Source organism: Desulfobacterales bacterium, assembly GCA_034520365.1.
GTDB lineage: Bacteria > Desulfobacterota > Desulfobacteria > Desulfobacterales > Desulfosalsimonadaceae > M55B175.
Map to the genome: position 1 here is coordinate 1,197,791 of JAXHNP010000006.1, position 24,761 is coordinate 1,222,551.

Genomic DNA, 24,761 nt, shown 5'->3' on the forward strand with positions numbered 1-24,761 from the left:
ATAAAAAGGGGCAGGGAAATACCTTATTTGTATTAATCTAATCCCCAATTCATTGCTTTTCAAAATAAGTGGTTGTTGCCGTCAATAGGGTAGGCCCCCGTGCCGACCTTACATGAGAATAGCCCCATGGCGAAGCCATTGCTCTGCTCATTAAATTAGAACCCCCAAGTATTTTTTGAAGAATCTTTCGTCTTTTCATAGTTCATCTCTTATAGGCCGAACGACGGGCATCAGCAGCCGCGGCTTTTTGCGGTCTGCTGAATGCCCTGGTTCTGCAAATTAATTATATTCTGTCATAATGCTCTGGCTTTGAATCCGGCACTTTTTTAAGCACTTTCTCAAATTTCTTTATACTTCCCTTTTTAGCTCTTGCCTCAATATATTCTTCGGTTAATAGGGCGGCCATTTTTTCAGCTGCTGCTGACGCAACAAACTGATTGATAGAGATACCTTCCCTTTTGGCAAGAAGCCTAATCTGTTCGTGTAGCGAGTTTGGGATTCGTAAACTTAAAGTGCTCATTTTAGTCCTCCTATTTCAATAAGAAATTCCTTCGGATCGTAAACGTTTAATCCAAATCTCTTGGCATGTTTAAAATGTTTTTTGTTATATGTGATAATCGCATCGCAATCTCCGGCTACCGCGACTTCCAAAATAAGATCGTCAGATGGATCAGGCAAGCAAGGTCGCCAAAGAAAAAAAATGTCTTGCTTGTTCCCAATATGGCAAAGAAAGTCAATAACATCACCGATGTCTTTTTCAGATATCGATGCCGGTAGTTGGCCTCTCATCAGTACGGATTCATATTCAATAATCAGAGGGACGGATATCGCAATTGAAAACTTTTTACTCGGCAAAAGTGAGAGCAGACGAAACGAGGCCCCTTTCCGAGAGTTTAAACCCGTGAAAATAACATTTGTATCTAAAACAATTTTCATGTGGTATTACATACCATACCAATAAATGACGGTCAAGTCTTTTTGCAGAACGACATGATCACTTGGCCCTAAGGCCGCCAGGCCTTTGGGATCAGGTGCATCATTTTTGTTCTGTGTCATTTTTTTGTGTTTCAGTATTATCCGTTCTCTAATATTGCTATTAGCACACCACAGCAACCTACAAAGAGGAAATAGAGTGGAATATGCCAACCTGACCAACGAATTTGTTTTTTATACTTTTCTACAATAGGGTCATTAAAATTGTGAACCGGTTTTTTTCCATACCGCCGATTTGATAGCATCCGCCGAGCCGTTATATTTCAATATAAGCTATTAAATTTTTTTGGATGATTTTATCCAAATAGCTCAATTGAAAAGCAGGAGGCTATATGAAAATCGGATTTATCGGTATGGGTATTATGGGCCGGCGGATGGCGGCCAACCTGGCCAATGCCGGCTATGATCTGCGGGTCTATAACCGGACAAAGATTAAACCGCTCCCGTTCATGTGTTTGAAGAACGCCCAGTGGATGGAATCGGCAAAGGATGTGGCGGCGGCCTCGGATGTGGTTTTTACCATGCTGTCAACCCCGGCGGTGGTTTATGAAGTGGCTGCCGGGGCAGAGGGGTTTCTGGGCGCCATGTCAGCGGGCTCCCTATGGGTGGACAGCAGCACGGTGAACCCCGCGTTTTCCAGAAAAATGGCCGCACTTTGCAAGGAGCAAAACATCCGTTTCCTGGATGCACCGGTGGCCGGCTCCAAGCAGCCGGCAGAGCAGGGGGAACTCGTTTTTCTGGTGGGCGGGGATGGAGCGGCTGTACAGGAATGTGCACCGCTTTTTGAGATCATGGGAAAAAAATACATTCATGCCGGGGAAAACGGCATGGGCACGTCCTTTAAAATGGTATTTAATCTGCTTTTGGGTGAGGCCATGATGGCCTTTTCCGAGGGGCTTGTGCTTGGCGAATCCCTTGGGCTCTCCCGGGAGAAGATGCTGGATGTGCTGCTGCAGTCCCCGGTGGCCGCCCCTTTTCTGCAGGGAAAGCGAAAGAAGCTTGAGGACGGGGATTACGAGCCCGAGTTTCCGCTGCAGTGGATGCAGAAAGATCTTCATCTGGCCGCCCAAAGCGCGTTTGAGCAAAATCAAGCGCTCCCGGCATTAAACGGGATCAAGGAGATCTATGCCCTGGCCAAACAGAATGGCTGGGCGGAAGCTGATTTTTCAGGTATCTATGAATTTCTGCGGCAGAAGAGGGATGGGGATTAGGGTGTTAAAAACTTTTCTCAACCAAAACCGTGGCGTGAACATAGGTCTGCGTGTGCCCGTTATCATGGGCAAGTTTGCGAAAGGTGGTGCCAGATTTGATGTTTGGGGGGATTTCCAGAACAAGGCTTTTCTCAAATTGGACGGCGCCGGCACCGCCACATGCCGGGCAGAACAGCCGGGCCAGCAGGCCGCCGTGGCCGCAATGGGGGCAGGGGATGGATATGGGCACGGCAATTGAGAACTGACCGCCGGCCCGGGCCTCCTCAGGCGATAGAATCAATTCCAGCCGCCGCTCCTGCAGGTTTTTTGGAGCCCCCCGGCCCCAATCATACATGCTGTCCGTGGTGTCCTGCAGCGGGGATCGGCCCGGTTTGCGCCCGGAGAAGCCGGAAGGCCGGGAGGTATCTACGGGTATGCTGCGGCCCGAGCCTTTCTGTTTGATCTTTCGGTCATACTCGGCGCGTTTGGCATCATCGGACAGTGTGTCATAGGCCTCTTTGGCTTCCATGAATTTTTTTTTGTTTTCGGTTGAGTCGCACTTGTCCGGATGATGCGCTTTGGCTTTTTCCCGGTATGCCTGCTTGACCCGGTCTTTGCTCGCCGCTTTGGGCAGCCCCAGTATGATGTAGTAGTCTTTTATCATGAAAATCCCCCTTTTGTCCCCCTTTTGAAAAGGGGGACTTAAAGGAATTCTCACCATTTTAATTTAAACGCGGGTGTTTAGCCGGCCTTAACTTCAATTTTTCTGGGCTGGGCTTTTTCCGCCTTGGGCAGCCGCAGGTGCAGTACGCCCTCAGCTAAGTTGGCTTCGATTTTATCCTGATCAATGATTTCGGATAAAGTAAACTGCCGGTAATATTGGCCCACCTCGTACTCGATCATCAGGTCCTCTTCATCCGGATTCTCAAACGGCTCGATATCGCCGGAAAGCGTCAGCACTCCTTCATTTAGATCAATATTGAGGTTTTCAGATGTAACCCCCGGAAGATCCGCCAAAAGGGTAATCTCCTTATCTGTTTCAAAAATATCCACTGCCGGGGTAAACACCGGGACGGGCCGCGTCTGCTCCGCCTGACCGACTTCCTGTTTTTCTTTTACCTGCATTTCCCTGTTTTTTGTATCAGCCATATTGCTCCCCTCCTTTCTTTTTGCCGTGATTCGGTTGGCTTACTTGATTTCGATTTGTCTCGGCTTGGCGGATTCAGCCTTGGGAATTGTAATGGTCAGCATGCCGTCGGCCAGGTTCGCCGAGATTTTATCACTATCGACCTTACCGGGGAGGGTGATCGCTCTTGAAAAGCGGCCGAAATCGCGCTCCCTGCGATGGAACCGGGCATTTTCATTTTCTTCGGGTATTTTCCGTTCACCGTTGATGGAGATGTTGTTATCCGTCGCATTAATTTCCAGGTCATCGCTTTTAACTCCCGGCAGCTCGGCTCTCAGATAATAGTTGATGTCGTCTTCGGTTAGGTTCAATAGCGGGAATACGCCTCTGCCAGGCCCGCGAAAGGGCTGGGATTCGGTCTCTCCCATCATGCGGTCCAGCTGCCGCCGCATGCGATCGAGTTCGTCAAAATGGCTGCGCCATCCGAATGCGGGCCAGTCAAAAAAACGTCGGGTAATCATAGTGCATGCCTCCTTTCAGTTTGCAGGTTATTTTCGCTCACATCCACGTGCGGCCACCATTGGCTTCGGTTAAACGGGTGGAACGCGGATAAGAACGGTTCATCAAAAAACCGGTCAAAAGAGCTTGCAAGGTCTTTGCGAGAGGCGGGCTGGTCTTTTTTTCGTTTCCACGGGACCAGGTTAACCATGTCAATCACCTCCTTTATAATCCGCCTGTCTGCCTCAACCGGAAAATAAGCAGATAAAAATGGCAAACCTAGATAAATATACAATTAAATCAAATTATTAACTGATTTTTGATATTAATAAAGTAATCACAAAGCTTTTAGTGTCAAGAGGCGGGTGGGTTTTTTTGAGGTGTCAATTGGAAGACTTATCGCTTCTAAGTAACTTCACGGGTATTCGGTTTTGGGTGTTAGGTATTATGTTAATGAAATCAAGAATTTATGGTCGGCACGGTGGCCGACCCTACGATGGATCGGGGTTTTTCCCCATTCGTAGGGCGGGCCACCGTGCCCGCCTGAAAAATAGATAGAACAAATTTACCGTGCCTCAGTGCCTTTAAAGTTATTGATAGGCTCGGTCCCGGGCAAACTCGTGCTCGCACTCGGAAAAATAAAACCCGAGTACGAGCACGAGTACGAGTACGCGTACGAGTACGCGTACGAATAGTGGACCGTGCTGGGTTTAACAGGAAGCTTTGGCCAGGCGGGCTCAGGCAAAGGAGAAGTTTATTTTGACGTCTTCGCGGTGTTCGGGTTCGATCTGCCAGACTTCCCGGGGCTCCAGCCGCATCATGTTGGCAATAAAGACATCGGGGAACTGCTCGATGCGAATGTTGAACATATTGACGCTTTCATTATAGAACTCCCGGCGGTCGGCGATTTGGTTTTCAAGCTCGGATATTCGGGACTGCAGCTGCCTGAAGCCGCGGTCCGCTTTCAGGTCCGGGTAATTCTCCACCACCGCGAAAAGGGAGCGCAGGGCGCTGGTAATGGCGTTGTTGGCATCGTGGACTTCCTTCTGGGAGCCGGCATTGTCGAGCTGTGACCGGGCTTTGGTAACATTTTCCAGAGTGGCGCGTTCGTGTTTCATGTAGCCTTCGCAGACGCTGACCAGTTTGGGGATTTCATCGTAGCGCTGTTTGAGCAGGACATCAATGTTGCTCCAGTTTTTGGTGATATTGTGTTTTAACTGGATCAGGCCGTTAAAGATAATGACGCCGTAAACAATAACGGCAATGATAATGGCCAGCAGAATTAAAAGGATAATGGTGGCTGCCATAGCTTCGTCCTTTCCTTTTTAGTTATAATAAAGGGTATAAGGTTTAGGGTCTAAAGTTTAAGGTTAAGAAGTTCAGGGTTCAGGGTTCACAACAGCATGCCAATGCCGCAGGCAAATGCCAGGGCGCCGCAGGCGAAAAACAGCCAGGACCGGATGGCGAATTTTCTTAGCAGGCCTTTTTCCGAGTCCGCCACGATAAACGGCAGCACGCCGAATTTCGGTTTTTCAATCACCACGGTCTCGTAAGAGCCCCTGCCGGCGGTCAAAGACTCCGCATATACGCTGTGCTCGATATCCTCCCGGGCCGCATCCCACTCCTCGGCATCAATATGGCCGTCCCCGTCCTGATCATAGCGGGCCATTTGCGAAGGGTCCTGCTTGACCGATCGCACCTTGTCCATCAAGCGCTCCCTGTGGGTTTTGCCGTGCCGCTGCAAGTGGGCCGAGCCCAGCACATAGACTTTAGCGCCGATGGCAATTAGGTCTTCGATGACCCGGGTATTGGGATCATCAAGCCTGATGGCCAAATCCGGGATAAACCGGCCCCGGACGGTCTGTCTGGACCGGGAGAGCGAATAATAGGCGCCCTTGGGATTGACAAGTACCCGGCCGGTGTCGTCTTCAATATAGAACGGCAGCTTACCTGAGCTGACGGTGCGCGTCAGCCGCCACTGATGCGCGTTATCGATGCGCTGATATTTGTAATAGCGGCATATGAAAAAAATGCAGCGGGTCAGGGTATGGGTTGTCCGCAGATCGTAGTAGGGCCGGGTCCGGCCGGTCAGTTCGGTCATGCCCATGGCGTGGGATCGAATTTTTGAGGTGGGGGTGTTTTCCACCACGCGCTTATAATATAGCAGCAGCAGGGAGTAGCAGAAGATAGCAGCCCCGCATGCGGTGACGAGTATTCCCACCACCACCTGCCAGAGCCCGGGATGGCTGGTGATCGTTTCAATGCCGGCGGCACCGAAAAAAAATAGCGCCGCCATGCCGATGACCGATATGATTACCTCTGCTGTGGAGCCCTGGATCAGGCCAAGAAACCGGGACTGCTCAACCGGGGGCGGCGGCTCCAGGCCGTCGGTGGCTTCTTCATCTGCGCCCTCCGTATCATCCCATGTTTCCTCGCGCACCGCTTCTTCGCTTTTTAAAGCGGGATCCGGCGCAGCAAACAGTCCGTTTCTGTGGGCGGCCAGCATGTAATGGGAATAGACACCGAGCCGTCGCTCAATGGCGGTACTGCCCCCATCCCAGTCTGGTTTTGCTCCGGGAAGGGCGGCAATGCCGAAATAATAATCCACGGCATGATGGTTTGACAGGCGGATGGCCTCATCCACCAGGGTACGGAAGTTCACGGCCACACTGGGAGAAAGCTTGTCATTTAACCCTAAAAAAGTAAATGCCGTGGAATCGATAAAGACGCCCGTGGCCGGATTCTCCTTTATGTCGTAGAAAACTGCGGCCGCACTTGACATGGAGATTTTCCTGAGCACCTCTTCAAAAGGCTTTTCCTGAACCTGGCTGGTGTAGGCGATGGTGGTCATGATCTGCTTGACCGCTTTGCCGGAAATATCCGTGAGGATAATCAGCAGCTCGCTTGTCTCATCCACCCGGAAGACGGGCTCCTCTTCGGCGGTCTGAAATTCCATGAAATCCTCTGCCAGGTAAATCCGCTTGGCCTGGGGCGGCAGCTCGGGGATGGCGATATCCGATTTGGCCACTACCGCGGCCGGGATGCCGAAGTCCGCCATGTCCGCGATGCATGCATCAAAGGCATCAGAGGAAACTTTGGGCCGCAAAAGTCCGAATCCGGGCCCGGCCAGCCGGTAGCGCAGGTCGCTTTGATCAACACCGGAGGCGGTCTCTAATATTTGAAGCATGTCGCCCGGATCTTTGGGCATCTTCGAGAGCCGGCGGAACAGGATAAACCGATCCTTTGCCGGCGCTTCTTCTGGAGCCGAGGCGTCCGGTTTTTGATCCGGCTGTTGTCCCGGGGTCAGCATTTCGGTCGGGTTTATCATTGTTATAGTCTTCAGGTCAGTTGGACAGTCACGCAGGGAATAGCACGTAACCTTCTCCCAGAGGGAGAAGGTGATAAATGGAAACCTTAAGTTAATAATATTAACTTTTACATAGCATAAAAGGATGCACGGAAAAACCGATATTTTAGGGATAAACCCCGGTCAGCATCCGCCAGAAATGTTTCAGGGTCTCCGGATCAATCTGGTCAAAATATTTGAGTTGAGAGCGCTTTTCCGGATTTTGCGGGTGAACCACAAGCCCCCATAGGGGCTCAATCTCATGGGGCAACATGGAGTATCTGAGATCGCCGATGATCAGGGGCTCTTTGGTGTAGGCAAATACATACCCGTCGGCAAAATGGGAAAATCCCAGAATATTTCGGCAGACCGCTGTTTCCCCTGAACCTGAGGCGCATTCATCGGCCGGAAATTTTTGGACAACTGGGCCGGCATATACACGGTGCGGTCCAAGGAGGCCAAGCCGAAGCCCATTTACATGGAACCGGCCATTGCTCTCATATATTCCCCGCCACAGGATCAGGTTGCCGATGGTCGGCATCACGCGGAGGTGCTCGATTTGATGGCCCCGTCGGTCGGCTGTATCCTTTAGCACCCGGGTCGCTGAATTTTTTGCTGCCACCCCGATCATCAGGTAGCAGAGCGCTAAAATCAGACCGATACCGGCATATCGCCGGGCCTTTTTCCGAAATGCAATAACAATTGAAACCAGGAGAATCAGCGAATAGGCCGGATCAATAATCGCAATGTTGTCCCAGGCCACCCGGTAATTTGAAAACGGCCAGTAAAGGTAGGTGCCGTAGCTGGTGCAGGCATCCAGCAGGCCGCCGGTGGCATATCCCAGGGTGGCAAACAAATAGGTTTTCAGAAATCCAAGCCGCCGTCGCAGGAGGAGCCAGGTTATGACCGCGGCAATCAGGCCGCCAATGGGAATAAAAATCAGGGAATGTGTGAAATGCCGGTGGATCAGCAGGTTAAACAGCGGGTCGTTGGGCGCATGAATGAATATATCCGCATCCGGCAGCATCCCGCCGATAAGGCCGGCCACCGTGGCTTGCCGGATGGTCTTTTTATCTGCCGGCGTTTGAGCGGCAATTATACCGGTCAAACCCTGGGTGAAGGGGTCCATAGAAGCGATTCCATCCTGTGGCTAACAATATCATTGCTATTCGAGCGCCGGGTCATTTATCGAGCGTCAGCGAGAAATGTTATTTTTTGCCTTTAAAAGATTTCTCGCCGCATGCGCGCCTCGAAACGACAGCCGGCCGACTCTTAGATTGAGCGCAAGCCGGTTGCATCGCTTATGTACACGCTTCGGCAGGGTAGGGCAATGATTTTAAGCACGGTAAATTTCTTCCGTCTTTTTTTAGGCAGGCACGGTGTCCTGCCCTACGGCGACATGCCTCGTAGAGGCGGCCACCGTGCCGACTCATCTGTCCGTTAACAGGACTGTGGTTATGGGCTTTTCGGTTAGAACGAATTTGCCCCGGGATTTTAAACCTAAATTGAACGTTCCCAAATTTTTAAAAAGTATATTTTTATATTTTTTTTGAGCGGATAGAAAATTTTTTTGCGATCTCAAAAATTATTTCTTGATTTTTATTTTTGGAAAAAATAAATTGTCCTCAGATAATAAATAAAAATGAGGAACATTCAATTTCTGCCCAGCCAATGACAAAAACAGAATATAAACGACAGGCCATTCTCGACTCAGCTACCCGGGTGATCTCCGAAAAGGGGTTTGCCGAGGCCACCGTGTCCGAGATCGCAAGCGGTGCGGGCATGGCCGGATCCGGCATCTATACCTATTTTAAAAGCAAGGAAGATCTGCTTTTTGCCATTATCGACAATTTCCTCTCTGCCTGCCGGGACGGGCTTAAAGACCATCTGGCCGGCATCCAGGGAGCGGAAAACAAACTCAGAAAGGCCATCTGGTTTCACTGTAAGGTCTATTCGGGCAATAAAAAAGAGATCAAGATCATCCTCGAATCCCGCTCCTACCCGCGGTTTTATTCCTCGGCCGCCTATAAGACCCTTCGGGCGTATGCCGGTCTGATCACCGATATTATCCGGGAGGGCATGACGGAAGGGGCTTTCAGCGGTTTGGCCTCACCCACCATACTGCGGGATATGATTCTTGGCACGGTGGATCATATCGCCATCAACTGGACCATCAAGGATTCGCCCAATTCCCTGGATCATGCGGAAATGATCGCGGATTTGATGTTGAATGCGGTGAAAAACAGCCGCAAGAAACCGGTTCGTCAATCCAATAAAAAGGATGCCAAGGAAAAGCGGGTGATTAATTCCGCGATTGCCCTTTTTGCCGAAAACGGCTTCAACGACACCAGCATGCTGGAAATCGCGCGCCGGGCGGGTGTCGCCGAGGGAACGGTCTACGAATATTTCAAAAACAAGCAGAACCTTCTGATCAGCATTCCCAATGAAAAACTGGGCGAGCTCTATGACCATATCAGCGGCAACACCCTGGAGAATGAAATCCGCGAGATTATTGCCAAGCTTTTCCGCTTCTACAACGATGAGAAGAATTATACCACCATCCTGGTGCTGATGCTGCGGACCAACAAGGAGTTCTACCGTTCCGAGGGAATACAGATTATTGAAAAGATTTTTCGGGTCATCCGGGACGTGATCGCCCGGGGGCAGGCGGAGCAAATTTTTAAACCGGATCTGGATATGGATCTGTGCCAGGATCTTTTGTTCGGAACGATCGACCACATCACCATCCCCTGGATCATATTCAATCGGGACTATGATCTGCTCAAGGTGGGAGATGAGGTCTCGCGGTTGTTTATCAATGCGATTCGGGCGTGAGCAAAATCGAGGTGTGTTCATTATTTGTTTTTTCCGCGATTTTTCAGGCAGGGGAGAAATCAGTTGGCAGTATTCATTGGACTTATGATATTTCATGCTTAAATGGAATTCAACCAGGCGGGTGGAAGGAATGAGGCGAATTCAAATCGACTTTTTTCCCGCCCGGGTGTTTGAAATTCCCAATGATTAAATAAGGAGGTCTGTTTTGGATTTTGACCTGAATAAACAGCAGGAGATGATTCGCAAAGAGGTCCGCAAGTTTGCCGAAAAGGCAATCGCGCCGGTGGCGATGGAACTCGATGAAGCCGAGGAATTCTCTCCTGAATTGACCAAAAAAATGGGGGGAATCGGGCTGTTCGGCATGTTCGTGGATGAAGCCTACGGGGGGCAGCACCTCGATTATATCTCCTACATCATCGGCGTTGAGGAGATCGCCCGGGTGGACGGCTCCCAGGCAGCCACCATCGCGGCGGGCAACTCATTGGGCATCGGCCCGATTTATTATTTCGGCAGTGAAGAACAGAAGAAGAAATACCTGCCGAAATTGTGCACCGGCGAAGCCTTGTGGGGATTCGGCCTGACCGAACCGACCGCCGGATCGGATGCCGGGGGCAGCAAAACCACCGCGGTTAAAGACGGCAATGAGTGGGTGATCAACGGTTCAAAGATTTTTATCACCAATGCCGCCTGCGAGATGTCCATGGGGGTGACCGTACAGGCCATTACCGGTCAAAGGGATGACGGCCGGCCCGAATACACCTGTTTTCTGGTCGAACACGGCACGCCGGGGTTTAAGGCCGTCGCTATGCATAAAAAAATGATGTGGCGGGCCTCCAACACGGCTGAGCTCTATTTTGACGATGTGCGGGTGCCGCATGAAAATGTGCTGGGCGCGCAGGGAAACGGGTTCCATCAGATGCTGCAGACCCTGGATGGCGGCCGGCTTTCCATCGGCGCCATGGGGCTTGGCGGCGCCCAGGGCGCCTATGAGGCGGCGCTCAAATATGCCAAAAGCCGGGAGCAGTTCGGGAAACCCATATCCAAATATCAGGCGGTCGGTTTTAAGCTGGCGGACGCGGCCATTGAGCTCGAATGCGCCCGAAATCTGCTTTATAAGGCCTGCTGGCTGAAGGACAAGGATCGTTCGTTTCAAAAGGTCGCTGCCATGGCCAAAGTGTACTGCTCCGAACTCATGGGCCGGGTAGCCAATAACGCGGTTCAGATCTTCGGCGGCTACGGCCTGATGAAGGAATACAATGTCGAGCGGTTTTTCCGGGACCAGAAGCTCTTAGACATCGGCGAAGGCACCTCGGAAATCCAGCGGCTGGTGATTTCACGCTATATCGGATGCTAGAAAAAAGTGTTCAGTGTCCAGGTTTTAGTGTTCAGGTGGAAATCACCTTAAACCCTAAACCTTAGACCTTAGACCTTAAACCTCATCATAATGGAGGCCCTCCATGACGGAAAACGTGCTGCAAATGGAAACAGCGGACCAGGTGGCGGTAATCACCCTGAACCGGCCGGAGGTCATGAATTCGATTAATTTTGAGCTACTTAAAACCCTGCAGGATGTGATCTGGCAGATCCGGTTTCAAAAGGATATCCGGGCGGTCATTATTGCCGGGGCCGGGGAGAAAGCCTTCTGCGCGGGGGCTGACTTAAAGGAGCGGGCCGGCATGACCCAGGAAGAGGTCAAAAAATATATTTATACCATCCGGACCCTGTTTACCGAGATCGAGTCCCTGAACAAACCGGTCATTGCCGCGGTAAACGGGGTGGCACTGGGCGGCGGAACAGAACTGCTCCTTGCCTGCGACATCCGGATCGCATCTATGAATGCCACCATGGGGCTTACTGAGACTCGGCTTGCCATTATTCCAGGTGCCGGCGGCACCCAGCGCCTGCCGCGCTTGATCGGCCGGGGAAAAGCAAAGGAGCTGATTTTAAGCGGCCGCCGGGTGGATGCCAAGGAGGCCCACGCGATTGGCCTTGTTAATTCGATTTGCGAGCCGGAACTGTTGATGGATGAGGCCCGGAAAATGGCGGCCATGATCTGCGAGGGCGGGCCGATTGCCATTGAGCAGGCAAAATATGCCATTGATGCGGGCCTTGAGACCGACTTGCACACCGGGCTTAGCATCGAGTCCAATGCCTATTGGATTACGATCCCCACCGAGGACCGGACCGAGGGCCTGGCCGCGTTTCGGGATAAAAGAAAGCCGGTATATAAAGGAAAATGATTTCAAAACCCCATCTAACATCCAATAACGGCGTTGCGGTCTTCTTCAAAATGCTCACATACTTCCATGTATGCTGCGCTTTTTCATCAGACCGCGCCTTGTTCTTGGATGCGATCTGAGGTTTTGAAAGCATTTTTACGTATGGAGCGTGAGCAGTTACTTTAAACCTTAGACCCTATACCCTATTCAAAGGACATATCATGAGCGAAGAGGCAGGAAAAAATCGTAAGCACTGGGAGTCCGAGGAAGCCAAGCTGGATGAGCGGATCAACGAGACGCTTTGGCCCGGCGGAGAAAAAGCCGTGGAAAAGCTTCGCAAGCAGGGCAAGCGTCCGGTGCGTGAAATAATCCAGATGCTGATTGATCCGGGCACCAAGTTTTTTGAATTGAGCCAGATCGCCGGGTTTGGCATGAACTATCCCGGTGTGCCGGATGTGCCATGCGGCGGGGTGGTGACCGGCATCGGCAGGATCCGCGGCAACTGGACCATGATATTTGCCAATGACTCCCGGGTAAAGGCGGGCACCTATTTCCCCATTACCCTTAAAAAGCATATGCGGGCCCAGGCCATTGCCGAGGCAAACGGGCTAAACTGCGTCTATATCGCGGATTCCGGCGGTGCGTTTCTGCCCATGCAGGCGGATGTGTTTCCGGATGACCAGCATTTCGGGTCCATGTTCTATAACATGGCCCGGATGTCAGCCAAGGGCTTAAAGCAGGTGACGCTTTCCACGGGCGGCAATACCGCGGGCGGGGCATATATCGTTTTCATGGCCTGTGAGGCCGTGATGATCGACAAGTTCTCCTATTCCTTCCTGGGCGGGCCGCCCCTGGTGAAGATGGCCACCGGCGAGGTCATCACCGCAGAGGAACTGGGCGGCGCCAAAGTGCACACCCAGGTGTCCGGCGGGGCGGATCATTTCTGCAAATCCCAGGATGAGGCCATTGACAAGGTCCGTGAGATCCTCTCCCTCGAGGCCCCGCAGACCCTTCACATCCACCGCTATGAAGAGCGCCCGCCCAAGGTACCGGCGGATAAGATCTATGATTTGATGCCCACTTCGGCCAGCCAGGGCATTGACGCCCGCGCGATTCTGGAAACCTTTGCAGATGACAGCTACTTTAGCGAATACAAAAAAAACTACATGATAGGAAAGGCGGATAACATCCTCACCGGTAAAATCCGCTTAAAGGGCTTTCCGGTGGGCGTGATCGCGGCCAACCGGATCGGCATTATTTTTGAGGAAGCCGCCCGGAAGGTTGCTGAATGGGTTGTCCGGTGCAGCTATGAGAAAATTCCGATTCTGTTTATGCAGAATTCGCCCGGCTATATGGTGGGCTCGGATGCTGAAAGAGCCGGTATCGGCAAATACGGTGCGGATATGGTCCGGGCGGTTTCCTGCGCACAGGTGCCGAGGATTCAGCTGGTCATCGGCCCGGACAACGGAGCGGCCAACTACGGGATGTGCGGCCGGGCGTATCGTCCGAATTTTCTCTTCACCACCATGCGGGGCCGGACGTCGGTGATGAGCGGCCGGGCCGCCGGAGGGGTATTGTTGTCGATCGAGGAGCGAAAACGCGAGGCCCAGGGTAAACCCATGAGCCAGGAGGAGAAGGATGCGTTTCACCAGAAAATGGTAGATAAATACGACGGCGAGGCGCATCCGTTTTTCTGCGGCGCTCGCCTGTTAAACGACCGGGTACTTAAATTTTCTGAAATTCGCGAGTGGCTTAGCATGGCGCTTGAGGTCAGCCTGATCAAGCCCATTGGCGAGCCGTCTTTCGGCAATTTCAGATTCTAACAAACCAAATAAAAAAACAAAAAGTAGGAGGCCAGACATGACCGAATATGATCTTTGGAAAGTTTTTCCACGCATGCCGAAAAAGGTGACCATCGGTGACATTACCATAAGGGATGGGTTTCAGCATTTGGAGAAATTTATCTCCACGCGGGCGAAAATTTATTATGCGGAACAGCTCATTTTTGCGGGCTGCCGCTACATCGAGGTGACCAATCTGGGCAATCCGTACCTGCTGCCTCAGTTCAGCGATGCCGAAGAGGTGCTCTCCCATCTTCGGAGTGAGCAATTCAAGCGGCGCTGCGCCAAAAGAAATATCAATTTTGACGATATCTGCGTAACCGCCGTGACCATTCGCGAACCGGCTGTGGATCGGGCCATTGAGCTCAAGGAAAAGGGGATCGGCCCGGACCGGGTGCTGATGATGGTCTCCACTGAGGAGGAGCACCACTTTGCCAATTCCGGCGTCACGCTGCCTATGTACTGGAAGGAGGCCGAGCGCAGCATTAAAAAGTGCCGCGATGCCGGTATTAAGATGTGCGGCACGGTCAGCACCATCTGGGGCAGTCCCATTGCCGGTGCCACGGAATTAAAGGATGCCGTGGAGTTCACCAAACGCTGGCTGGAGATCGGCGCATCTGACATCGAGCACGCCGATCATGACGGCAGCGCTTCCGCCGCGGAGGTGTACCGGTATTTTGCCATGATTTTAGATGAAATCCCGGATACCAGCGTCCACATCGCCCATTTCCATGAGACCAAACGCGTAGGCGCAGCTTCCATTCTGGCCGCGCTTCAGGCCGGCATCAACAATTTCGAGGCGACCATGGGCGGCATGGGCGGGCAGCCCGCCAACTTCCTGGATGACTGCCCGGTGCCCGGGACCGGTGAATACTATTATGAAGATCCCCGCTACGTGGGGCTTACCTGTTTCGAGGACATGCTGGTTCAGATCGATGAGATGGGGATTGAGCACGGCTATGACGTGGATCACGTGCTCAAGCTGGGCCGCCTGATGGAAAAGACCGCGGGCCATCGGCTGCGCAGCGAGGCGGTGATCAACGGCCGCACCCTTAAGGAGGGGCATATGAAGTTTGCCCGCCCGGGCTTAAAGCCGCTCAAAGAAAAGCAGGGGGAAGAACCGAAGCAGCTCCTGCCCAAGGAATGGGGCGACAATGCCGTGCTGCCGGAAAAATATCAACCTAAATAAAGGCAGGCACGGTGGCCTGCCCTGCGGCTGCTTAATTAATTCTCTACCGACCGTTGGCAATGTCATTTCGAGCGGCAGCGAGAAATCTTTTATCTTAAGATTCCTCGTCGCTGCCGCTCCTCGGAATGACATCAGCGGAAAGTAGCAGACCTTCTGTTTTCTGGAGGCATGTCAAAAAATTTAAATCTAAGGGGATGCCGATTATGTCAAAGATCTTATGGCAACCGAGCGAAGAACAGATCAAACAGACCAACATGTACCGGTTTATCCAGTACGTAAACGGCCGGTATAATCTGTCCATATCCAATTATCCCGAGCTCTACCAGTGGTCCGTGGACCAAATCCCGGATTTCTGGGCAGCCATGTGGGACTTTGCCGATATCATCCACTCCCAGCCCTATGAGCAGGTGGTGGATGATCTGAACAAAATGCCGGGGGCCGAATGGTTCGTCGGCGCCCGGCTCAATTTTGCCGAAAATCTGCTCCGCTACCGGGATGATGAGCTGGCCATCATTTTTAAGGGCGAAAACCAGGAACCCGTGCGGCTGACCTATGCAGCTCTCTATGATGAGGTGGCGCGCATGGCCGCCTCATTGAAGGAAATAGGGGTCCGGCCGGGCGAGCGGGTGGTGGGCTACATGCCCAATATGCCGCAGACCATTATCGCCATGCTGGCAGCCACCAGCCTGGGCGCCAGCTGGTCTTCCTGCTCACCGGATTTCGGGTTCAAGGGGGTGATGGACCGGTTCGGCCAGATTGCCCCGCGAGTCCTGGTATCCGCAGACGGATACTTTTTCAAGGGCAAACGCATTGATTCCCTTGACCGGGTGGGGGATATCGTCAAGCAGATCCCCTCCATCGAGCGGGTGGTGATTGTGCCGTATACCCAGAGCGCGCCGGATATCTCAGGTATAGACAAAGCCATGCTGATGGATGATTTCAAATCTTCTGAATCCGGGCTTTCAATCGATTTTGCGCAGCTTCCGGCCAATCATCCCCTGTACATCATGTACTCTTCCGGCACAACGGGGCTGCCCAAATGCATGGTGCAGGGCAGCGCGGGGATTCTGATCAATCAGTTAAAGGAGCATATCCTGCACACCGACGTCAAACGCCGGGATGTGGTGTTTTATTTCACGACCTGCGGATGGATGATGTGGAACTGGCTGACCTGCGCCTTAGGCACCGGGGCCACCATCGTGCTCTATGACGGCAATCCTTTTTATCCGGATGAGGGGGCGCTCTGGGAGATGGCACAGAATGAGAAGCTCACGGTATTCGGCACCAGCGCCGGCTACATTTCCGCCCTTCGAGACACGGGCCTTCGGCCCGGAGATAAATATGACCTGCGCCATCTGCGGGCCCTTTTATCCACCGGCTCGCCCCTTTCCGAAGAAGGCTTTGCGTATGTCTATGATGCGGTAAAGTCCGATCTTCAACTGGCCTCGATTTCCGGCGGCACGGATTTAAACGGCTGCTTTGCGCTGGGTAACCCCATCGGACCGGTCTACGCCGGTGAGCTCCAGTGCCGGGGATTGGGCATGAAGGTAGAGGCGTTTGACCAAAACGGCAAGCCGGTGTTAGACGAGCAGGGTGAGCTGGTTTGCACCGCGCCTTTTCCCTCTATGCCGCTCTATTTCTGGAATGATCCGGACAATCAGAAATACCATGACGCCTATTTCAGCGTATATTCCGGGGTATGGCGCCACGGAGACTATATTGAGATAAACGATCACGGCGGGGTTAAAATCTACGGCCGCTCGGATGCCACCCTAAATCCCGGCGGCGTGCGCATCGGTACTGCGGAGATCTACCGCCAGATGGAGATGATCGATGAAATCGAGGACAGCATCGTGGTCGGCCAGAGCTGGGAAAATGATGTGCGGGTGATTCTTTTTGTGAAAATGGGGGACGGGCACCAGCTTACCGATGAGCTCAAGCAGCATATCAAGAAGGTGATCCGCAGCGAGGCCTCCCCGCGGCATGTGCCGGCCAAAATTATCGAAGTGCCGGATATTCCGTACACCCTGAACATGAAAAAGGTGGAGCTGGCTGTTAAGAAGACGATTGAAAACAAGCCGGTTAAAAACAAGGATGCGCTCAAAAATCCCGGGGCCTTGGATTATTATCAGGATATGGAAGAGCTTAAGACATAAGAACGTTCGTATTATAGCGCCTGTTTCATTGCCATTGTGAGACGGGCCTTTGCTCTTGTCATTCCGAGGAGCGAAAGCGACGAGGAATCTTGTTTAAAAGATTTCTCGCTGCCGCTCGAAATGACAGTCGAAAGCGAGTAAATAAAAATTTTGGATGGACAAGGAGCAATCATGCCGGGTAACGTTAATTCATTAGATGAGCTGTCCAATGAGGATTTGGCCCGCTACGTGATCAATCTTTTTCACCGGATCATCATGCACTATGCCTTCTGGTTTACTGAAGTGCGGCACCAGCTGCGCATGGACCGGGCTTTGGATGTGCTGGATGAGGCATCCAGCAAGAGTTTTAACATTCAAATGAAACGGCTTTCCAAAACTTTAGGGTTTGACATGGCGGCAGACGATCTGCCCGCCCCGCTCGCCGAAATGCCGCGGGAAAAACTGATGGCGCTCTTAAATACCGTATCCGTCAACTGGCTGGTCAATGACGGGGTCTGGTTTCAGTCGGTTGAGTTCGAGCACGGGATGAATGACGCCAAACGGTGCAATGATTCCTGCTGGACCCAGTTTTCGCCGTTTGAGGCCTGGACCATCAAACGCTTCTTTAACATGGCCGAGCGCCCCGGCCTGGAGGGGTTGAAAAAGGCCCTGGGGTTCCGCCTCTATGCCAATATCAACCAGCAGTCTTTTGCCGAGGAGAAGCCGGACAGTTTTGTTTTTCAGATGAACGACTGCCGGGTCCAATCGGCGAGAAAACGGAAGGGGCTTGAGGATTATCCCTGCAAAACCGCCGGCCTGGTGGAATATACCTATTTTGCCCGCTCCATCGATGATCGGATTAAAACCGAATGCATCGGCTGCCCCCCGGACCCGCATCCGGAAGAGTGGTACTGCGCATGGCGGTTTTATATTGATCAATAATAATAATAGAGGAACTCGTATAAGCGATTTGTCGTCTTACTCTTACTCTTACTCTATACAGGGCGTCATTCAATGCCGTTAATTTAACCTAATAGGTTTAAGAGAGGAAATGGGCTAAATTGTCATTTCGAGCGCCAGCGAGAAATCTTTTAATGGCATGATTCTTAAGATTTCTCGTCGCTGCCGCTCCTCGAAATGACAGGGGCGGAAAGCTAAGGTTAATGCCATTGAGGCTAATTTTTTCGAATAACTCATTTTGAGCGATACTTATATCACCATGAAGTTCACGAAGCGCACAAAGAAAAATAACTTAAAGTAAAAACCTTCGTGATTTTCGTTTTCTTCGTGGTTGTAAAGGAAAGACAATGGAGCACGAAGAGATTCTGCATCGGTGTTTTCGGTGCGGGTTTTGCAAACTGCCCAGCGACTACTCGGATATTAACTGCCCGGCTTATCTGCGCTACCGGTTTGAGTCATTTTCCCCCGGCGGCCGCATGTGGCTGTTAAGGGCCTGGCTGGACAATGAGATTGAAGCGGATGCGAGGCTCCAGGAGGTCTTTTTTTCCTGCGCCACCTGCAATAATTGCGTGGAACACTGCATTTTTAGCAAATTCAAGGATCAAATACTAAGCGCCTTTATTGCCGCCAAGGAGGAAATGATCGAGCAGGGCACGGTGCCCCCGCCGGTGAGGGATTATCTGACTGCATTATTTGAGCACGGCAACCCCTATAAGATGCCCCGTAAAAAGCGGGGCGACTGGGCGCAGGCGGTAGGCCTTAAAGCCTATAAAGATCAGGAATACCTTTTTTATGCGGGAGATGTGGGCGCATTCGATGCGCGGGGAAGCGAAATTGCGCGGTCTGCGGCCGGCCTCCTTGACCACCTGGGGCTCTCATTCGGCATCTTAGGGCCGCAGGAAGGCTCGGATGGAAATGATGCCAAGGCCCTGGGCGAATCAGAGCTCTTCCGGCATCTGGCGGAACAGAACATTAAAACCTTTCATAAACTGGGTGTTCAAAAGATTGTCACCCTCTCGCCCCACGGCTACAACGCCTTAAAAAATGACTATCCGGAACTGGACGGGGAGTTTCAGGTGTTCCACTATACGCAGGTGCTGGCCCGTCTGTTATCTGAAACCAAGCAGCAGGACGGGCCCGCGGCTGAATCGTCCCGGCGGGTGACCTTCCATGACCCCTGCTACCTGGGCCGCCATAATCAGGAATACGTAAGTGCCCGGCAGGTTCTGGCAGCTCTGCCCGGCATTGAACTGGTGGAGATGCCCCGCAGCCAATCAGACGCCCTGTGCTGCGGCGGCGGAGGCGGCAATTTTTTTACGGATCTGGTCTCAAGCGGACCCGAGACATCGGCCAAGGTGCGGGTGAGGGAGGCGGCTGATACCGGGGCGGAGATATTGGTGACGGCCTGCCCGATATGTACGCTGATGTTTGAAGACGCGGTGAAATCCCAGAACCTCGAGGGTCGCCTTCAGGTCCGGGAGATTTCTGAGCTGGTGACAGAGGAGCTTCTATGAGTATTTATGAGGCACTAACGAATATTGTCGGGGCTGAGCGGGTATCCAACAATCCCACCGACCTCTACCTCTATTCCCGGGATTCCGGCGCGCAGCCGCCTGGACAGGCGGAATATGCGGTGCTGCCGAAAACGGCGGAAGAGATTCAGCAGATCGTCCAGCTCGCCAATCGCGAGAATATCCCGATTACCCCTCTGGGCGGGGGGCTTACCCTCTCCGGCCTGGTGGTGCCCCGGCGCGGCGGAATCGTCCTTGATATGAAGCGGATGGACCAGATTCTGGAAGTGGACGAGATGAACCGCTACGCCTTGATTGAGGCCGGGGTCTCGCAGGGGAAATTAAGGGAGTATCTGAAAAAACACCATCCCCGCCTGCAGCATTCCACCCCGGAGGCGCCGCCCACGGCCACGGTGACAGGAAACGCCCTGATCCACGGCCACGGGCATATCTCCCCCAGATACGGGATCAATTCGGATATGATCGCCGGCCTGGAGGTGGTGCTCCCGACGGGCGAGATCGCCCGCATCGGCTCCTGTGCGCTGGATCAGAAGTGGTTTACCAAAGGCCCCATGCCCGAACTTGCCGGCCTTTTTGTCGGGTGGTACGGCACCACCGGGATTGTCACAAAACTCTCGCTCAAGCTTTTTCCAAAGCCCGAGTTCCGCGAGGTGATGGCGTTTCAAACCGATGATATCGATCTTTTGCCCGAGGCCATATTCGAGGTCATGCATCTGGATCTGGCCGAGGATTTTTTCCTGATCACCCAGGAAAAGCCGGACTGGATGAACCATGCCTTTCTGGTGGTGATTGTCTCCGGCCACTTCAGGGAAGAGGTCGAGTTTAAGAAAAAGGTCTATAAAGAGCTGTTTGCGACGTTTAAGGGCAAAAAAACGATTCAATTCGTGGAAAATCTGCATCCGGCCCTTGAAAAGCGGTTTCTGGACGTGCCGCCCCTGGCGGCTTTGGCCGCGGATTTCAGGGAGGGCGGGGGTTTTCAGTACACCGGGGCCATTCTGCCGGTGGACAAAGTGCCGGAAGCCTGGCGAAAGGGATTCGAGATCGCCCATAAATACGGAATGGTCTGTTCCTACGTCCATCAGGTGCTGCAGGGCAACAGCATCATGTTCGGATTTAACTATTCATTTAACCGGGCGGATGAGACCGATATTGAAAAAACAAGAAATGCGCTGGCGGATTCCAACCGGGCGACCCTGGAGATGGGCGGTATGATCTGGAAAGGGGAAAAATCCGCCCAGCAGATGGTGCTGGAAAAGATGAATCCGAATACCGCCGAGCTGATCCAGCGGGTCAAAGGGCTTCTGGATCCCAAGGGAATTATGAACCCGGGCAATTGGGAAATAGGTATTGGGTAATGGGTATTGGGTATTGGGTTTTCTTCTAACACCTAATACCTAATACCTAATACCTAACACCTAACACCTATAACCCCTTCCTAAATTTCTGGATATTAAGGAAATCAAAATGGGATATCAGGAGATTATATTTAAAAACCGTGACGGTGTGGCCATCCTCACGCTTAACCGGCCGGATATCCGAAACGCCATCACCGGCGAGGCGATTATTTCCGAGGTCGAGGATGCGGTGGGCCGGGTCAATGCGGATATGACCTGCCGGGTGCTGATTATTACGGCGGCCGACCCTGCATTTTCCGCCGGCGGCAACGTCAAGGACATGGCGGCCAAAAAGGGCATGTTTGCGGGCACGCCCGCCCAGGTGATGGAAGGCTACCGGAAAAATATTCAGCGGATTCCGCTGGCGGTCTATGGCTGTGCGGTGCCCACGATTGCCGCGGTAAACGGCCCGGCCATCGGCGCGGGCTGCGATCTGTCATTGATGTGCGATATGCGCGTGGCGTCTGAAAAGGCCAAATTCGGAGAAACTTTTGTCTCTGTGGGGTTGATTCCGGGTGACGGCGGGGCCTATTTTCTGCCCCGGGTGGTGGGCATGGCCCGGGCCTGCGAGCTTACATTTACCGGCGAGGTGATTGCGGCGGACCGGGCCCTTGAAATGGGCCTTGTCAATTATGTGGCGCCCCATGAAGCGCTTATGGACAAGGCCCGCGAGCTCGCGGACCGGATCGCGGAGAAGCCGCCTGAGGCGCTTCGCATGGCCAAACGCCTGCTCTATGCCGGACAGGACATGACGCTTCGGCACCTGCTGGATCAGTCCGCCGCCTATCAGGCGCTCTGTCATCATACCGATGACCACATGGAAGCCTTAAACGCCATGTTTGAAAAGCGTACGCCGGATTTTAAGGGAAAATAACAACGGAGACTTGCCATGAACACCTTGAAATGGAGTTTGATGCTGGCCATCGGGATAATTTTAGCGGCTGTGCCGGCGGCATTTGGAGACGTCACTGAAAATTTAAGCGATGAAACCCAGAGCTGCCTGGCTTGCCATCGCAGCATGACGCCCAATATCTATGAAAACTGGGCCAGAAGCCGCATGTCCCGCATCACCCCGGCAGAGGCCAACAAGAAGCCCGAGCTTGAGCGCCGCGTGTCCTATCAGAATCTTTCTGAAAAATATCAAAACGTCGTGGTCGGCTGTGCGGAATGCCATACCATGCGGCCGGACAAACACAAGGACACATTCGATCATCAGGGCGCCAGGGTGCACACCGTGGTAACACCGGATGACTGCGCGGCCTGCCATCCGGTTGAACGCGAAGAGTATTCCGGAAACTTGATGTCAGAAGCCCACGGGAATCTGGAGAACAATCCGGTTTATGCGGATTTGGTAAAATCCACCAACGGGCCTTTGACGTTTGAGAATATGACGCTTTCCCATGGTACGCCGGACGCCCGGACCAGCGCCGATTCCTGCCTGTTCTGCCATGGGACGCGCTTAACCGTGGAAAAGTTTGAAACCCGCTATACCGATATCGGTCCCATGAAATTTCCTAAGATTTCCGGATGGCCGAATCAGGGGGTGGGGCGGATCAACCCGGACGACAGCAAGGGGTCCTGTTCCGCCTGTCATACAAGACATGAGTTTGCCATTGAAATGGCCAGAAAACCCTATACCTGCTCAGAGTGTCATAAAGGACCGGATGTTCCGGCATACAAGGTCTATAAGGTAAGCAAGCACGCCAATATTGTGGACTCCCTGGCGCATGGCAAAGACTGGGACTTTAATTCCGTCCCCTGGACCGCGGGAGAGGATTTTACCGCGCCCACGTGCGCCACCTGTCATGTGAGCCTGGTGACAACCCCGGACGGCCGAGTGCAGGCGAAGCGTACCCATCAAATGAATGACCGGATGGCGTGGCGGATTTTCGGGTTGATTTATGCGCATGCCCATCCCAAATCCGCAGACACCACCATCATTAAAAATAAGGACGGCCTGCCGCTGCCCACCGCCTTGGACGGAACCCCGGCGGCCGAATACCTGATTTCAGAAAAAGAGCAGGAAAAGCGGAATAATACCATGAAAGGGGTCTGTCAGTCCTGCCATACCCGGGGCTGGGTGAACGGCCATTTCGAGCGGTTTGAACACACCATTGAAACCACCAACCATCAAACCGGTGTAGCTACTCAGATTATGGCCAAGGCGTGGGATCAAAAAGCCGCGGATCAGAATGACAGCCTGTTTAATGAGTCCATTGAGCGGCGCTGGGTGGAACAGTGGTTGTTTTACGGAAACTCCACGCGGTTTGCCTCGGCCATGATGGGCGCGGATTACGGGGTGTTTGCCAGCGGCCGGTGGTATCAGTCAAAGAATCCGCATGATATGCTGGAGCTTTTGAAGGTGAAGCTGAAACAGGCGGAGGATAAGGAGAGTAAATAGACTGACCCTTTTAATCTCGCAGAGGCGCAGAGACCGCAAAGATTTTTGGGCCATAAACCCTCGGCGCTCTTTGCGCGCTTGGCGAGGGCGTCTAAGTAATTTGACAGTATTTTTATTTATTCCAAAACGTTGTGCTGCTGTCATTCCGAGGAGCACCAGCGACGAGGAATCTTATTGCAAAGATTTCTCGCTGCCGCTCGAAATGACAGTATGGACGGATTTTCAGGGCTTTTTTGAGTTACTTTCTGCAAAAATGCCGTGTTGTCGGCATAAACCGCTTTTTTAGAGTAAGATTAAGATTAAGAGTAAGAGTAAGACGAAGGGGAGGGTTTAATGCAGATCAAGCAATTCAGATACGGGGCGGATAATCTGGGATACTTGGTCTATGGCGAAAAATCCGCTGCAGCGATAGACGGCGGGGCGGCAGCGGCGATTCTCTCTTTTTTAGAGGAACAAAATTTGACCCTCGCCCATGTGACCAACACCCACTCACATATGGATCATCTGCTTGGCAATCAGGCGCTGCTTGACCAGAGCGATGCAAGTTATTTGGATTTTGATGCGCTAATGGCAAGCCCCGAAATTGAGATTGACGGGGAATCCCTTGGCTTGATGCACACACCCGGGCACACCCGGGATTCGGTATGCTTTTATTTTGACCATGTACTGATCTCCGGGGACACGCTGTTTAACGGCAAAGTGGGGCGCTGTTTCACCGGCGATGTGGACGGATTCTTTCAGTCCATCCAGAAGATTTTGGCATTTTCGGATGACACCCGGGTTTATGCCGGCCATGATTATGTTGAGGAGTACATGGGATTTGCCAGGGCGCTGGAGCCGGATAACTCCCAAATTGATAGGTATTTGGCCGAATATGACCCGGCCCATGTCTGTACAACGCTTGGCGAAGAGAAACAGGTGGACCCGTTTCTGCGGTTCAATGATGAAAAGATAATTAACATATTGCAGCAAAAGGGGCTTTCCACGGAAACAGAACTGGACCGGTGGCGCTCTTTGATTTCCCTGATGTAGAGGAAAAGCCCGCCGACGGGGTCGGCGGGCGGTATAAGCATTTTGAACCGGGGCCCGGACTGACGTATCT

Annotated in this window: 21 protein-coding genes; 13 read left to right on the plus strand and 8 right to left on the minus strand. The window is 52.6% G+C overall.

Going from position 1 to position 24,761, the window contains the following annotated elements; all coding sequences use genetic code 11:
• Window positions 1–283 precede the first annotated feature (283 nt).
• Both U5L07_13340 and U5L07_13345 read right to left on the minus strand, forming a co-directional pair.
• On the minus strand, window positions 284–520 hold the full coding sequence (locus U5L07_13340; GenBank protein MDZ7832732.1) for a toxin-antitoxin system HicB family antitoxin: 237 nt from the start codon (window positions 518–520) through the stop codon (window positions 284–286).
• Complete coding sequence (locus U5L07_13345) at window positions 517–936, minus strand: putative toxin-antitoxin system toxin component, PIN family (protein ID MDZ7832733.1); 420 nt, start codon at window positions 934–936, stop codon at window positions 517–519. Before U5L07_13345 ends, U5L07_13340 begins: the two co-directional genes overlap by 4 nt.
• A 389-nt stretch (window positions 937–1,325) precedes the next feature.
• On the opposite strand from U5L07_13345, the gene U5L07_13350 reads away from it, so the two are divergent.
• Entirely contained in the window at window positions 1,326–2,204 is an 879-nt protein-coding gene (locus U5L07_13350) for an NAD(P)-dependent oxidoreductase (GenBank protein ID MDZ7832734.1), read from the plus strand.
• Window positions 2,205–2,208: 4 nt separating this feature from the next.
• Here U5L07_13350 and U5L07_13355 read toward each other — a convergent pair whose 3' ends face one another.
• From U5L07_13355 to U5L07_13380, 6 genes are all read right to left on the minus strand, one after another.
• Complete coding sequence (locus tag U5L07_13355) at window positions 2,209–2,847, minus strand: DnaJ domain-containing protein (protein MDZ7832735.1); 639 nt, start codon at window positions 2,845–2,847, stop codon at window positions 2,209–2,211.
• A gap of 77 nt (window positions 2,848–2,924) precedes the next feature.
• On the minus strand, window positions 2,925–3,332 hold the full coding sequence (locus tag U5L07_13360) for an Hsp20/alpha crystallin family protein (protein ID MDZ7832736.1): 408 nt from the start codon (window positions 3,330–3,332) through the stop codon (window positions 2,925–2,927).
• Window positions 3,333–3,371: 39 nt separating this feature from the next.
• Window positions 3,372–3,830 carry an Hsp20/alpha crystallin family protein gene (locus tag U5L07_13365; protein MDZ7832737.1) on the minus strand — a complete coding sequence of 153 codons (459 nt, stop codon included), beginning with the start codon at window positions 3,828–3,830 and terminating at the stop codon, window positions 3,372–3,374.
• 714 nt (window positions 3,831–4,544) lie between these two features.
• Entirely contained in the window at window positions 4,545–5,114 is a 570-nt protein-coding gene (locus tag U5L07_13370) for a LemA family protein (protein ID MDZ7832738.1), read from the minus strand.
• Between the two features lie 86 nt (window positions 5,115–5,200).
• Window positions 5,201–7,135: a GIDE domain-containing protein gene (locus U5L07_13375; protein MDZ7832739.1), complete on the minus strand. Its 1,935-nt coding sequence runs from the start codon at window positions 7,133–7,135 to the stop codon at window positions 5,201–5,203.
• A 145-nt stretch (window positions 7,136–7,280) separates the two neighbouring features.
• Window positions 7,281–8,282 carry a metal-dependent hydrolase gene (locus tag U5L07_13380; protein ID MDZ7832740.1) on the minus strand — a complete coding sequence of 334 codons (1,002 nt, stop codon included), beginning with the start codon at window positions 8,280–8,282 and terminating at the stop codon, window positions 7,281–7,283.
• A gap of 542 nt (window positions 8,283–8,824) precedes the next feature.
• Here U5L07_13380 and U5L07_13385 point away from each other — a divergent pair.
• The 12 genes from U5L07_13385 to U5L07_13440 all read left to right on the plus strand — a co-directional run bounded on the left by U5L07_13385 (window position 8,825) and on the right by U5L07_13440 (window position 24,691).
• Window positions 8,825–9,988, plus strand: a complete 1,164-nt coding sequence (locus U5L07_13385) for a TetR/AcrR family transcriptional regulator (GenBank protein MDZ7832741.1) — start codon at window positions 8,825–8,827, stop codon at window positions 9,986–9,988.
• A gap of 205 nt (window positions 9,989–10,193) precedes the next feature.
• Entirely contained in the window at window positions 10,194–11,342 is a 1,149-nt protein-coding gene (locus tag U5L07_13390; GenBank protein ID MDZ7832742.1) for an acyl-CoA dehydrogenase family protein, read from the plus strand.
• Between the two features lie 103 nt (window positions 11,343–11,445).
• Window positions 11,446–12,228, plus strand: a complete 783-nt coding sequence (locus U5L07_13395; protein ID MDZ7832743.1) for an enoyl-CoA hydratase — start codon at window positions 11,446–11,448, stop codon at window positions 12,226–12,228.
• A 200-nt stretch (window positions 12,229–12,428) separates the two neighbouring features.
• On the plus strand, window positions 12,429–14,030 hold the full coding sequence (locus tag U5L07_13400; GenBank protein ID MDZ7832744.1) for a carboxyl transferase domain-containing protein: 1,602 nt from the start codon (window positions 12,429–12,431) through the stop codon (window positions 14,028–14,030).
• A gap of 37 nt (window positions 14,031–14,067) precedes the next feature.
• Entirely contained in the window at window positions 14,068–15,237 is a 1,170-nt protein-coding gene (locus U5L07_13405; GenBank protein ID MDZ7832745.1) for a pyruvate carboxyltransferase, read from the plus strand.
• Between the two features lie 203 nt (window positions 15,238–15,440).
• Window positions 15,441–17,393 (plus strand): acetoacetate--CoA ligase, encoded by a 1,953-nt coding sequence (locus U5L07_13410; GenBank protein ID MDZ7832746.1) that lies wholly within the window; start codon window positions 15,441–15,443, stop codon window positions 17,391–17,393.
• A gap of 171 nt (window positions 17,394–17,564) precedes the next feature.
• On the plus strand, window positions 17,565–18,314 hold the full coding sequence (locus tag U5L07_13415; GenBank protein ID MDZ7832747.1) for a DUF6125 family protein: 750 nt from the start codon (window positions 17,565–17,567) through the stop codon (window positions 18,312–18,314).
• Between the two features lie 365 nt (window positions 18,315–18,679).
• The gene (locus U5L07_13420; protein MDZ7832748.1) at window positions 18,680–19,846 is read left to right on the plus strand and encodes a (Fe-S)-binding protein; all 1,167 of its coding nucleotides are present in this window, start codon (window positions 18,680–18,682) and stop codon (window positions 19,844–19,846) included.
• Window positions 19,843–21,219: an FAD-binding oxidoreductase gene (locus U5L07_13425; GenBank protein ID MDZ7832749.1), complete on the plus strand. Its 1,377-nt coding sequence runs from the start codon at window positions 19,843–19,845 to the stop codon at window positions 21,217–21,219. The genes U5L07_13420 and U5L07_13425 overlap by 4 nt, the downstream gene beginning before the upstream one ends.
• Window positions 21,220–21,328: 109 nt before the next feature.
• Window positions 21,329–22,132, plus strand: a complete 804-nt coding sequence (locus U5L07_13430; GenBank protein MDZ7832750.1) for a crotonase/enoyl-CoA hydratase family protein — start codon at window positions 21,329–21,331, stop codon at window positions 22,130–22,132.
• A 15-nt stretch (window positions 22,133–22,147) separates the two neighbouring features.
• Window positions 22,148–23,659, plus strand: a complete 1,512-nt coding sequence (locus tag U5L07_13435) for a multiheme c-type cytochrome (protein ID MDZ7832751.1) — start codon at window positions 22,148–22,150, stop codon at window positions 23,657–23,659.
• A gap of 333 nt (window positions 23,660–23,992) precedes the next feature.
• Window positions 23,993–24,691 carry a hydroxyacylglutathione hydrolase C-terminal domain-containing protein gene (locus tag U5L07_13440; GenBank protein ID MDZ7832752.1) on the plus strand — a complete coding sequence of 233 codons (699 nt, stop codon included), beginning with the start codon at window positions 23,993–23,995 and terminating at the stop codon, window positions 24,689–24,691.
• Window positions 24,692–24,761: the final 70 nt, after the last annotated feature.

Excerpts from the sequence above, each read along its gene's own strand:
- U5L07_13340 (MDZ7832732.1), bottom strand. The coding sequence starts at position 520 with ATGAGCACTTTAAGTTTACGAATCCCAAACTCGCTACACGAACAGATT.
- U5L07_13345 (MDZ7832733.1), bottom strand. The coding sequence starts at position 936 with ATGAAAATTGTTTTAGATACAAATGTTATTTTCACGGGTTTAAACTCT.
- U5L07_13350 (MDZ7832734.1), top strand. The coding sequence starts at position 1,326 with ATGAAAATCGGATTTATCGGTATGGGTATTATGGGCCGGCGGATGGCG.
- U5L07_13355 (MDZ7832735.1), bottom strand. The coding sequence starts at position 2,847 with ATGATAAAAGACTACTACATCATACTGGGGCTGCCCAAAGCGGCGAGC.
- U5L07_13360 (MDZ7832736.1), bottom strand. The coding sequence starts at position 3,332 with ATGGCTGATACAAAAAACAGGGAAATGCAGGTAAAAGAAAAACAGGAA.
- U5L07_13365 (MDZ7832737.1), bottom strand. The coding sequence starts at position 3,830 with ATGATTACCCGACGTTTTTTTGACTGGCCCGCATTCGGATGGCGCAGC.
- U5L07_13370 (MDZ7832738.1), bottom strand. The coding sequence starts at position 5,114 with ATGGCAGCCACCATTATCCTTTTAATTCTGCTGGCCATTATCATTGCC.
- U5L07_13375 (MDZ7832739.1), bottom strand. The coding sequence starts at position 7,135 with ATGATAAACCCGACCGAAATGCTGACCCCGGGACAACAGCCGGATCAA.
- U5L07_13380 (MDZ7832740.1), bottom strand. The coding sequence starts at position 8,282 with ATGGACCCCTTCACCCAGGGTTTGACCGGTATAATTGCCGCTCAAACG.
- U5L07_13385 (MDZ7832741.1), top strand. The coding sequence starts at position 8,825 with ATGACAAAAACAGAATATAAACGACAGGCCATTCTCGACTCAGCTACC.
- U5L07_13395 (MDZ7832743.1), top strand. The coding sequence starts at position 11,446 with ATGACGGAAAACGTGCTGCAAATGGAAACAGCGGACCAGGTGGCGGTA.
- U5L07_13400 (MDZ7832744.1), top strand. The coding sequence starts at position 12,429 with ATGAGCGAAGAGGCAGGAAAAAATCGTAAGCACTGGGAGTCCGAGGAA.
- U5L07_13405 (MDZ7832745.1), top strand. The coding sequence starts at position 14,068 with ATGACCGAATATGATCTTTGGAAAGTTTTTCCACGCATGCCGAAAAAG.
- U5L07_13410 (MDZ7832746.1), top strand. The coding sequence starts at position 15,441 with ATGTCAAAGATCTTATGGCAACCGAGCGAAGAACAGATCAAACAGACC.
- U5L07_13415 (MDZ7832747.1), top strand. The coding sequence starts at position 17,565 with ATGCCGGGTAACGTTAATTCATTAGATGAGCTGTCCAATGAGGATTTG.
- U5L07_13420 (MDZ7832748.1), top strand. The coding sequence starts at position 18,680 with ATGGAGCACGAAGAGATTCTGCATCGGTGTTTTCGGTGCGGGTTTTGC.
- U5L07_13425 (MDZ7832749.1), top strand. The coding sequence starts at position 19,843 with ATGAGTATTTATGAGGCACTAACGAATATTGTCGGGGCTGAGCGGGTA.
- U5L07_13430 (MDZ7832750.1), top strand. The coding sequence starts at position 21,329 with ATGGGATATCAGGAGATTATATTTAAAAACCGTGACGGTGTGGCCATC.
- U5L07_13435 (MDZ7832751.1), top strand. The coding sequence starts at position 22,148 with ATGAACACCTTGAAATGGAGTTTGATGCTGGCCATCGGGATAATTTTA.
- U5L07_13440 (MDZ7832752.1), top strand. The coding sequence starts at position 23,993 with ATGCAGATCAAGCAATTCAGATACGGGGCGGATAATCTGGGATACTTG.